Annotated in this window: 6 protein-coding genes; all 6 read left to right on the top strand. The window is 35.1% G+C overall.

Annotation, left to right across the window (positions count from 1 at the left end):
* The first annotated feature begins 54 nt into the window (after positions 1-54).
* The 6 genes from IPZ78_RS01565 (at position 55) to IPZ78_RS01590 (ending at position 11,972) form a co-directional block, all read left to right on the top strand.
* Positions 55-1,365 carry a rhamnogalacturonan acetylesterase gene (locus tag IPZ78_RS01565; protein ID WP_225551171.1) on the top strand — a complete coding sequence of 437 codons (1,311 nt, stop codon included), beginning with the start codon at positions 55-57 and terminating at the stop codon, positions 1,363-1,365.
* Between the two features lie 355 nt (positions 1,366-1,720).
* Positions 1,721-3,937, top strand: coding sequence for a fasciclin domain-containing protein (locus IPZ78_RS01570; protein ID WP_225551172.1), 2,217 nt, complete (start codon positions 1,721-1,723; stop codon positions 3,935-3,937).
* A gap of 73 nt (positions 3,938-4,010) precedes the next feature.
* Positions 4,011-7,208: a SusC/RagA family TonB-linked outer membrane protein gene (locus IPZ78_RS01575; RefSeq protein ID WP_225551173.1), complete on the top strand. Its 3,198-nt coding sequence runs from the start codon at positions 4,011-4,013 to the stop codon at positions 7,206-7,208.
* A 10-nt stretch (positions 7,209-7,218) separates the two neighbouring features.
* Positions 7,219-8,685 carry a RagB/SusD family nutrient uptake outer membrane protein gene (locus tag IPZ78_RS01580; protein ID WP_225551174.1) on the top strand — a complete coding sequence of 489 codons (1,467 nt, stop codon included), beginning with the start codon at positions 7,219-7,221 and terminating at the stop codon, positions 8,683-8,685.
* 6 nt (positions 8,686-8,691) lie between these two features.
* The gene (locus tag IPZ78_RS01585; protein ID WP_225551175.1) at positions 8,692-10,497 is read left to right on the top strand and encodes a fasciclin domain-containing protein; all 1,806 of its coding nucleotides are present in this window, start codon (positions 8,692-8,694) and stop codon (positions 10,495-10,497) included.
* 14 nt (positions 10,498-10,511) lie between these two features.
* Complete coding sequence (locus IPZ78_RS01590) at positions 10,512-11,972, top strand: fasciclin domain-containing protein (RefSeq protein ID WP_225551176.1); 1,461 nt, start codon at positions 10,512-10,514, stop codon at positions 11,970-11,972.
* Positions 11,973-11,978 lie beyond the last annotated feature (6 nt).

The raw sequence follows: 11,978 nt of genomic DNA on the forward strand, positions 1-11,978 counted from the left end.
CTATGCTGATAGGTTAGGGCGTTTGCTATTATTAACCAATAAATACTTAAAATTATGTTGACAAGAACATTATCCGTTTTATTTTTAACAGCCAACCTATCTCTAGTGTTAGGGCAATCAAAACAGATTTTTGAATTTACAGGCCAGGATACCAAATCAGTATCTGTTCATAAAATGAATGAAAATATTAAATACGAGAATCAAGGTTTTGGTATTGATTTAAACACGGATAAAAATGTTCAAATTGTCAAGCATAGTAGAAATAGCTCCTTATATAGCAATAAACCTTTCTATTTTTCTGCGGATGTAGAAGAAGGAAATTATAAAGTTACTATACATTATAGAGGTCTAAAGGACAAAACTATATTTTCTACAGTTCGTGCTGAATCAAGACGTTGGTTAGTCGATAGGGTTGAAATTCCAAAAAACAAAAAAGTTCAAAAATCATTTATAGTTCATATCAAAGATCGAAAGATAGATGAAAATAATGTGGTAAGATTAAAGACTCCTCGTGAAATAGAAAAGCTAGATTGGGACAATAAGTTGACGTTAGAATTCCAGGGAGAGAATAATATCGAAAGTATAACTATCGAGTCTATCGAAAAAGTAACAACATTATTTTTGGCGGGTAACTCAACCGTAGTGAACCAAGAGCATGAGCCTTGGGCGTCATGGGGGCAGATGATTCCTAGATATTTCGATCAAGGAATTGCTGTTGCTAATCACGCTGAATCTGGCTTGGCATTGAGTTCTTTTTTATCATCTAATCGATTAGACAAAATTCTTGCAGTCGCAAAGCCAGGTGATTATTTATTTATTGAGTTTGGTCATAATGATCAAAAGGAAAAGGGAGACAAATCAGGAGCATATAATGGATATACAGAGCGTCTGCGCCTTTTTGTAAATAAGTTTAGAGCTATCGGAGGGTATCCTTTGATAGTCACCTCTACTGAACGACGATCATTTGACAAGGATGGCAATTTGAATTTTACACTAGGAGAATATCCCGCTGCGGCACGTAAGGTTGCGGAAGAAATGAATGTACCGTTGATTGATTTGAATACAATGACTCGGGAATTTTATCAAGCATTGGGTGTTGAAAATTCTAAAAATGCACTAGTTCATTATCCAGCCAATACTTTTCCTGATCAATCACAAGCATTAGCGGATAATACCCATTTCAATACATATGGAGCAGGGCAAATTGCAAAAATGATACTAAAGGGTATTATAGATTTAGACTTGCCTATTAGGAAAAATATAATAAATTACAAAAAATATTCTCCAAAAACACCGGATGATTTTACGGCTTGGGATTGGCCATTAAGTGTTTTAAGCTCTGAGTTGAAACCCGATGGAAACTAATAATTGTCTTATTAACAATTAATTACGTATTAGAGTTTCGTTTTGCCTACCTAGGTATTAGTATTGCGTATTCTGCTCGTCCATCAATTTGTAACAGGATGGTGCAGGTTGCTGGTTTTGCAGGTATGTAATATATTTGATATATATCATTTGAATACTTATGACCAATTGATTACGTATGTAATTAATGACCAAATTATAGATTAGTAAACATTTTTATTTAGCGAAAAACTATTAACCTGGATGTCACATCGTTGTGATTTATTTTGTCAAATAGTTTACACCCAATTTGAAATCACCAGACTGAAATGGTGATAGACCTATATGTTAAAATTATAAACTACAAGATTATTGTATGCGTATTAAGAGAACCTTATTATTTACTTTTTTCTGTTGCACAATTATCATTGTGGGCTGTAGGAAGGAAGCATTTGACGCCTATTACGGAAGACCAAAAGGGTTAGCCAGTCCGATTTATCAACAGCTTGATTCCATGGGTGATTTTAAATATTTTTTATCCTGTATTGAAAAAGCTGGATATAGAAATGTATTAGGATCTGCTGCATCATGGACCGTGTTTGCGCCAACAGATCGCGCTTTCTTAGAATTTATGTCAGAAAGTGGAATATCGGATACGAGCCAAATTGACAAAAAATTAGCTGAGAAAATCGTTCGTACAGCTATGGTGTATGATGGGGAGCGTTTGGAAAAATTAGGAGATTATTTCTCTTCTAGAGGTTGGGTTGAGGATTACGGGTTTAGGAGAAGAACGGTATATTATGATTTTGTAGAGGATGAAGTGCAAGAGAATGGTAAGATCAGAAAGATCGTGTCTACAAATAGAGGTGTAGGAATTCCTTACTTGGAGTCTGAGAATAACAACAAGCATTTGACCTATTTTTTCACAGAATACATGTCTGCCAGAAATCTTGGTTCGGATGATTACAAAACATTCTATCCTAATTCAAATTACACAGGTTTAAATGTTTTGGGGGCAACTATTGATCCGACTCGTAGTAATTTGATTGCAGAGAATGGATATATACATGTCGTGGATAAAGTTTTGATGCCCGAAAAAAATATCGATCAATACTTGCAATCGAATCCAGAATATAGTGAGTTTAAAAACATGTTGAATTTCTTTACCACCTACTCCTACAATACGAATTTAACACGTAAAAATGAAGTGTTAACTGGCAGGAGAGATTCAGTTTTTGTTAAAGGTTATATTGGGGTTTCATTGGCATTGAACAATGAAAACTATGTTAAGGAGGAGGCTAATGATGCGCAGACTAATAATTTTTCGGTTACTATCCCGACCAATGCTGCAGTGCGAGATTACGCCAACCGTGTATTACTTAAATACTATCCGTCAGGAACAACGATAAAAGATTTGTTTTACAGCAATCCTTCGGTACTAACTGCATATATTAATTCACATTTGTATAATGCACAACTTTGGCCTTCCAAATTTGTAAGCCAACCTAATATAACAGGGGAAACTACAAAACTTACTACACAAAATATTGTTGAAGCCAAATTGTTGAGTAACGGTGCATTTTATGGTGTGAATTCATCACAACAAGCCAATGTATTCCAATCCGTATATGGTAATGTCTTATTGGATCCTAAATATAGTTTTATGCGTACAGCTTTAGAACGTCTTGGCTTGAATATTACATTACGAATGCCGACAATACGTTATATGCTAGTGTTAGTTTCTGACGAAACTTTATATGACATGGGGTTTTCATACGATGCATATAATACATCTGACCCAATTCGATATAACGGTGCTAATGGATCTCCTGAAATGCGCGAGATTATAAATTCTCATATAATCCCATTGGAGACTGATCCAATTCCAACACTCTCTGGTAATGGGATTTTAGAAAGTTTTGCTGGCGAGTATATCAAATTCAATAATATGAAACTGATGTCGAGCGGTACGCAAGATAGTGTTGTTGACAAGAAATATGTTAAAATTGATTCGATAAGTATAGGAAATAGTCAATCAGGTCCTTTGAATGGTATCGCTGTATATCTGGATGGAGCACTTACCTCATCGAATACAAATACAGGAAATCTATTAATTTCTTTGGGTGCTGATAAGCCACAATCACCATATTACAAATTCTTCAATTATTTAAAGGCGAGTTCATTGTATTCAGCATCTGATGGTGTGGTAAAGGGGGTGGATATCGGTGCAAATTACACATTTTTGATTCCTAATAATGCCGCGATAGATGCTGCAATAGCAAATAATCATTTACCTGCGTCTCCAACAACAACTGATATTGTATTAAAGAATAGGATTAATCTTTTCCTGCAATACCACATTACACGTAACTCCTTTGCTATTGATGGTAAAAAGAAAGGAACATTTGAAACGCTATGTAAAGATATAGAGGGTACAACTCAAGTTTTAGAAGTATTAATTAACCAAAATAATAGACTACAAATTAGAGATAATGCACTTAATCTCATTGAGGCAGATGTTGTGAATAGCAATCAATTGGGGCAGCGTTTAGTTATTCATTCATTATCTGGTTATTTAAGACACGGATTCTAATTCATACAGACTTATGACAAGACATTTTAATTTATTAATTATTATAATTGGATTAATCTTCTCTTTTGTGCACATGAATACAATTGCTCAGACTACTGAGACTGTAATTGTGGGTAAAATCACAGATAAGGAATCTAAAGAACCTATTCCTGGAGCCACTGTCGTGTTGAAGGATAATGAGAATAGGACTATTGCAGGTACTACTTCAGATATTGAAGGTAATTATAGTTTACGTACTAAACTTAAAGGCTTGCGTCTATACGTTACAAGTACGGGATACGAAGCTTCAGGAAATATAACTATTGGCGATCGTAGAACAATCAATGTTCAAATACAATCTACTTCCCAACAAATGGAAGAGGTAGTTATTAACGCATCAAAGCCAGTTGACGATGGTACTGGGATGGGGTTATCTAAGGCTCGCAATACAGCGTCTATAGCTACGATCAACATGTCAGAGATGGCGGAGATGCAATCAGCATCTATAGATCAGGCTTTACAAGGTCGACTTCCTGGTGTTGATATTGCGACAGTGTCAGGTGATCCTGGTGCAGGTATGCAAATCAAGATTAGAGGTACTACTTCTTTGAATGGTGCTTCTGATCCATTGATAGTAGTAGATGGTATGCCATATGAAATCACTATTCCTGATGATTTTGATTTTGCAACCTCTGATGACAATGCTTATGGTCAATTATTAAATATTGCTCCATCAGATATTCAAGATATATCGGTATTAAAAGATGCTGCAGCAACGGCCATTTGGGGATCTCGTGGTGCGAATGGTGTATTGGTGATTAATACAAAACGCGGGACAGTAAGTAAACCAACTTTAGGTTATACCTTCAAGGGTTCAATTTCAAAGCAACCAAGTCCGATACCTTTATTAAATGGAGACCAGTATACTACATTGTTATTAGAAGAGTTTTATAATGCAGGAAGGGTATTTTCAATATCCGAAAATGCACAGCAATTTCAATACGATCCGTACAATACCTATACTTATCATAATTTCAGTAATAATAGTGATTGGGTAGACGCTATTACACAATTGGGGTATTTTCAAGATCATAATATACAGATACGAGGTGGGGGTGAAAAGGCTAGGTATATGGGGTCTTTGGGGTATTTCAATAATGCGGGTACAACAATAGGAACATCTTCTGATAGGTTGTCTGCACGTATTAATTTGGATTATATAGTATCAGAGCGTATTACTTTTCAATCTGATTTATCGTATTCACATGTAAATACGAATCAAAACTACTTTAGAGCACTTCGTGATATTGCGTATCGCAAAATGCCAAATCAAGCTGTTTGGGAATATGATGAATATGGTAATCCAACAGGTAATTTATTTACGCCTGTCAGTACAGCACAGGGTACGTACGCAGGTACATATAACCCATTGTCAATGGCAGACAATGCATTGAGTAATCAATTGGGAGATGTACTGACATCGAGATTTGCGGTGAATTATAAAATTATTCCACAAGTATTGACATTGGTAAGTAATTTATCTTTTAATATTAATAATAATAAAACTAAAACTTTCCTACCTCAAATTGCTACAGGGAGACCGTTTACTGAAAATTCAGTAAACGTGGCAAATGATTCAGATTATGACAGATTCGCGATGAGTACAAAGACAAGTTTATTGGTTAACCCGCAACTGGGTTTAGATCATTTGTTCACAGGAAACGTCACGTTATTCACTGAGCAGGATAGATATACGATCCAAGGACTATCATCAACGAATACGGGTTCATCTTATTTGCAAGATCCATCAATACCATCACGTACTCTTACAGGCTATGCACAATCATCATTGACAGAAACACGCTCAATAGGCTTATTGGGTCAGATGAATTATGCTTTCAAAAATAGATACATTTTTATGGCTAGTTTTCGTATGGATGGCAATTCAAGATTTGGTGCAGCTAATAGATTTGGTTATTTCCCAGCTATCTCAGGCGCATGGCGTATGGGGCAAGAGAAGTTTATCCAAAATTTGGGCTTTATAGATGATATTAAGTTTAGAGCGAGTTGGGGAAGAAGCGGTAAGGCTCCTGGAGGTGCTTATTCGTATATAAATATTTATAATACGTACGATTATGCCTATTTGGGTCAGAATGGAGTTTATTCTTCTAATATAGAACTAGCGAATTTGCGTTGGGAAACCATTACACAATCTAATGTGGGTATTGACATTGAACTACTAAAGAATAGATTGATTTTGGGAGGTGATGTGTATAAGCGTAGAACATCAGATTTATTTATGAACAACATTCAAATCGCAAACTATAATGGTTTCAACTCTTTGGCTATGAATGTCGGCGTAATGGATAATGACGGCTGGGAAGCTAGTTTATACTATGCACCTGTACGTAATAACAAATGGAATGTGAATCTCAACTTTAATATTGCCAACAATCGTAATATTATACGTGAAATATCACCATTATATCCACGTGAAAATGCACGCGCTTCGTTAAAAAATAAATCATTCTTCACTTATTTGCAGGAAGATAATCCATTCGGATCATTTTATGGATTCCGTTATAAAGGTGTGTATAAGGATAAAAACGAGACTATTGCACTTGACCGCGAAGGAAACCAAATCATAAGCCCAGATGGCGAGACCATTTATATGCGCTTCAATTATCCTACTGTTGATTATGTATTCCAAGCTGGTGATGCTATGTATGAGGATATCAATTTTGATGGTGTAATCGATCACAAAGATATAGTCTATCTAGGTAATAGTAACCCAAAATTTACAGGAGGCTTCGGTATTAATGTGAGTTACAACAAACAGTGGTCTTTGTCAACATTCTTCAATTACAGACAAGGGTCTGATATAATTAATGGAACTAAGATGAATACTACTGATATGCTGAATTACAATAATCAAAGTACAGCAGTATTGAGAAGATGGAGAGAAGAGGGGGATATTACAGATATGCCAAGAGCGTTGTTTGGCACAGGATACAATTCATTGGGGTCTAGTAGATATGTGGAGGATGCAAGTTTCTTACGCTTACGTACGTTGACATTAAAATACGATTTCAACAAGAAATTCTTAGATCGTGTAAAAATGGGACAGTTGAGTACCTATGTGACAGTAGAGAACTTATTGACTTTCACGAATTATACAGGTCAAGATCCAGATGTAGCCATACGATATAAAGATGCATTTTCAGTATTGATGGACAATTCAATGACTCCGCCATTGAAGACTATAACTTTAGGTATTAATGCAAGATTTTAATTAAGAGACGATGAAAAAAATATATTTAGTTGGTCTATTAACCTTGTTGGGATTTGTGGTGTCATCATGTAATAAATGGCTAGATCTACAGCCTCAAGATGGAATTACTAAATCTGAATTTTGGAAAACCAAGGAAGATGTGCGTGCAGCTTTAATGGGGATATATTCTTCTTTGAATGCTGGACCTGTCGAAACAAGGATTTTTCTTTGGGGTGAGTTAAGAGCAGATATGGTCGATGTTTCAAGTTATGCAACCGAAGATTATAGACTTGTTAGGAATTACAACATTCTAAGTATGAATGATATATCTAACTGGGCTGCGTTGTATTCCGTCATCAATAATTGTAATTTATTAATCGATTTTGCTCCAGATGCAAAAACGAGCGATCCTACATTTACCGATGCAGAGTATAATAGCTACGTGGGGGAAGCTTTGACTATACGTAGTCTATTATACTTTTATTTAATACGTACATTCAAAGAAATTCCTTTGAAACTCAACGGATCATATAGAGATACAGACGTGCAAACTATTGGTCAAGTTTCGGCTATTGTAGTTCTTGATCAATTAGAACAAGATCTTAAGAAAGCACAAAATCTAGTGCCAGACTACCAGGTGGCAGCTATGAACAACTTTTCTGTTAATCCTGACAATACAGGTAGAATTGTAAAACCAGCTGTACATATGCTATTGGCTGAATTGTACATGTGGAAAGAACAATATGCAGCAGCAGAAGTAGAATTGGATAAAGTTTTAAGCAGTAATAGATACCAGCTAGTAGGTCGTATGACTTCCACTTCATTTGATGTATCTAATTCAGAGACCATATTTGAGATTAGTCATAAAGAATCTAGGGCAAATCCACTGACACCATTAGTTAGTACAGGTCGTATTCCATATATCGCTTTAACTGAAATTATTGACACTGAATTTTTTCCGCCCAATTTGCAGGTCGATATGGACAAATTTGATAGTAGAGGAGAAGGTGTGCTCTACAGGAGTAATGGTACTGTTTTAAAATACGGAGAAGAAACCCCAAGCTTCTATAATTTCCCAATTTTCAGAATCTCGGATGCAATGTTATTAAAAGCTGAAGCGGCTGCAGAACAAGATAGAGGGGCTGAAGCACTTCAAATATTGTATAAACTAAGAGAGAGTAGAGGGGCAATTGAAGCAAGTAATAGAGTTGTGGATGAAGATAATTTGGATGATGTCATACAATTTATTTTCCAAGAGCGTGCTCGAGAGTTTTGTTTTGAAGGAAAGAGATGGTTCGATGTATTGCGATTGGCAAAGAAGGATAATTATACGAATATCAGTGTTATTATCGATGTGATATCTAAAATAGTAGATTCTTCAGTTCAACAATCTGCATTGAACAAAGGTAGAGATGTGAATAGTCATTATTTGCCTATACACGAAGAAGAGCTATTTAGAGACAACAAATTGGTTCAGAATCCATTTTATCTAAAATAAATCGATATGAAAAGATTTTTAAATCAATATTGGATATACGGCGTATTGACAATATTAGTAGTAATATTCATCAATTCCTGTCAAAAGGAAAATTATAGGCAGACGACTACAGATGAGGTTAATATCACAGGATACTTAGAAAACAACAAAGATCAATTTTCTTTATTCGTTGATATACTTTATCGTTCCAAAACAGCAGGATTCCTAGGAGCATATGGTACTTATACCTTATTTGCTCCTACAAATGATGCCGTTACGGAATGGATAAAGGCGAATGGCAAATCGGCGGTTACTGATTTTAGTGAAAGTGATTTAGTTGATTTCGTAAAATATCATGTCATTCGGGATACTGTTGCTACGACACGTTTTAGTGATGGTAAGATAAAGTCACCGACATTGTTTGGTGAGTATCTTTTCACTGATTTGACAGATCAAACATATAGGATTAATAGAACAGCAAGTTTAAGTAAAAGTAATATATATACGGGCAATGGTTTAATTCATATTGTAAATAAAGTATTGACACCACCAGCCTTAAGCTTAGCAGAAATAATTGAAAAAAACCCGAACTATTCCATATTTACGGAAGCATTGAAAGAAACGGGATTCTACGATACGCTATATTTTGAAAGAGGAAATATTGTACCTGTAGAAAAACGCTTTCAAACCGTTATTGTAGAATCAGATTCTGTTTTGAAGACACAGGGAATTAACGATTATGCTGCTTTAAAACAAAAATATTCGCATTTGAATAACCCGAAGAATCCAAATGATAGTTTATGGTTATACATGGCATACCATATTATGAATGACGGTAAGTTTTTGGAGGATATTATTCAATCATTATCATTATATACCCTAGCTCCAAAAGAAATAATCAGCACTAAATTTGAAAATTCAAAAGTTCTTTTGAATGAAGATATTTTCAACGGCGTGTTAGAGCCTGGGGCCGAATTAAATCGATCTAAATCTGATGTATTAGCATCGAATGGTGTAATGCATGAGACCAATCAATCGTTTAGAATAAAAGTAAGACCTCAAGTACCTGTGTATTTTGATTTAGCATCAGCTCCAGAAATGGTATCAGCATTAGGAGGGTCTTATCGTAATAGGCAAACATCATTAATAGCTAATGGTTTACCTATTGCCAATACGTTTACTTTCTATCCACTCAATGTAAGTACGGTTGGTACTAATAGATACACAACGACAGCCTTATCAACAAAAAGACCTGGTGTAAATGGTGATTATCTTGACTTGACGATGAGTACAACGAGTCCAAATAGACCAACTACTTTCGAGATTAAAACTCCTTTTTTAGTAAAGGGTAGATATAAAGTTTGGGTTTGTTATGTCCAAAATAGTAATGCAGCAAATCTTCAAGTAACATTTAATCCTGGAAAGTCAGATGAGCAAGTATTACCAAATCTTATAATGTTAAATCAAACTTTAACTGGGTCAGGTGTAAATGCAACTGTACTAGGAACCGATCCTAATTCAGACAACTTACTTTTGGCTCAAGGATATAAACGTTATTATGCAACAGTAGGAGATGTAAATGCAAATGGTGTCACACAATCACTTCTAGCAAAAAATGGTGACGGATTATTGAATGTAGGACGTCTTGCTGGTACTATCAATGTAGAAACCACAGACAGACATACGCTAAGTTTCTATGCTATTAGTGAGCCTAGATGGTCAAGTAATGCTGTATGGTTAGATATGGTACATTTTATTCCTGCTGACGATCCTGAGCAATATTATCCAAGATTCCACCATTATCCAGGTGAATTATTCTATAGACCACAATAATTGATTACATACGTATGAAGAAAATTTTAATATATGTAGTGCCCATACTTTTTATTTGTTTAACAGGTTGTAGTGACAAATGGGAAGCGCATTTTGGAAATAATGATGCTAATTCGCAATTGAATTTATTTGAGATAATTTCATCTTCTTCGGATTACAGTTCTTTTGCTGATTTATTAGAAAAATCAGGCTATGCTGAAAGTTTAAAGGCATCTAAGAATTATACCGTATTAATTCCAACGAATGAGGCAATCAATGCTGCACAAACTCAATATAATTTCAATGATACAGCTGTTGTTCGAAGTTTTGTAGGTTACCATATTATCAATTCGATTTACAGTGTGAATGATAATACAGATACTATTAAAGCACAAAATTTCAGAAATAAATATGTTGAATTTACGCGTGGCTCTTTTGATGGAATACAACCAAAATCTAAAAATTTGACAGCGAGCAATGGATTGTACCACGTAATAGGTCAGTCATTGCAACCACTAAACAATATTTATAGCTTAGTGAAGTTAGAGTTTGCAGGTACGAAGCAAGTACAGGCAATAGAATCATTTGATACAGCTTATATAGAAAATGATCAGACATATTATAAGACAAGTCCTGTATGGGTATCAGATGTGCGTCGTAATATGACTACCGAAAATAGAAAGTATACTTATTTTGTGATAGATGACGCGGCTTTTGATGCTGAATTCAACAAGTTGTATCCTTATTTCAAAACAAATTATGAAGAAGGAAATACACATAGACCTGATAGTACAACTACTTTCTTTGCGAAAAAGTTTCTCTTAAGAGATTTTATTGTAGAAGGAGATTTATTGGAAACGGAGTTGTCCCAAGAGCTGACTTCTATTAGCGGTACGAAATTTAAAATTCCTTCAGGAAGTGTGATCTCAAGACATAAGGCTAGTAATGGTGTCGTCTATCGGGTGCATAGTATTGATGTTGAGTTAGTAAATCAGATCAAAGAAAAAATAGTATTTGGTGTGAATCCTATAGGATATAAGCAAACTGATAAAAGAGGAAACACCTATTTCAGAGATAAACGCGATACAATAGGAAATCTTTACAAAGATATTGAGATTCATGGTCATAATGTGACTGCTTTCTATGTGAAATATAGAGCCACAGCTATGAATGTGAATAGGTATAAGGTGTATGGACGTGCAATCATGGGCCTTCCTGGCGATCCACAGACAGCCGTATTCACACAGTATGTACATTTCTTAAATCCTGCGTTAGTTGCTCCTAACGAAGTGGATTTGTATAAAAAATCTGTTGTCAATCATTTAGGATCCACAGATACACGTTTTACATTTGGCGTCAATGTGTTAAATCATAATGAAGTATATCTTGGTGAGGTAACCCAGAATCAATATGGAAACCTTCCACTTCTTGTGATGTCTAACGGAACTGGGCCGATTATATTGGAATATTTACGATTTGTTCCCATTATTCAATAACCAATA

The organism is Sphingobacterium bovistauri (assembly GCF_020295405.1).
Taxonomy (GTDB): Bacteria; Bacteroidota; Bacteroidia; order Sphingobacteriales; family Sphingobacteriaceae; genus Sphingobacterium; species Sphingobacterium bovistauri.

Bases quoted from the DNA above. Each gene is read 5' to 3' on its own strand.
- IPZ78_RS01585 (WP_225551175.1), top strand. From the start codon at position 8,692: ATGAAAAGATTTTTAAATCAATATTGGATATACGGCGTATTGACAATA.
- IPZ78_RS01575 (WP_225551173.1), top strand. From the start codon at position 4,011: ATGAATACAATTGCTCAGACTACTGAGACTGTAATTGTGGGTAAAATC.
- IPZ78_RS01570 (WP_225551172.1), top strand. From the start codon at position 1,721: ATGCGTATTAAGAGAACCTTATTATTTACTTTTTTCTGTTGCACAATT.
- IPZ78_RS01590 (WP_225551176.1), top strand. From the start codon at position 10,512: ATGAAGAAAATTTTAATATATGTAGTGCCCATACTTTTTATTTGTTTA.
- IPZ78_RS01580 (WP_225551174.1), top strand. From the start codon at position 7,219: ATGAAAAAAATATATTTAGTTGGTCTATTAACCTTGTTGGGATTTGTG.
- IPZ78_RS01565 (WP_225551171.1), top strand. From the start codon at position 55: ATGTTGACAAGAACATTATCCGTTTTATTTTTAACAGCCAACCTATCT.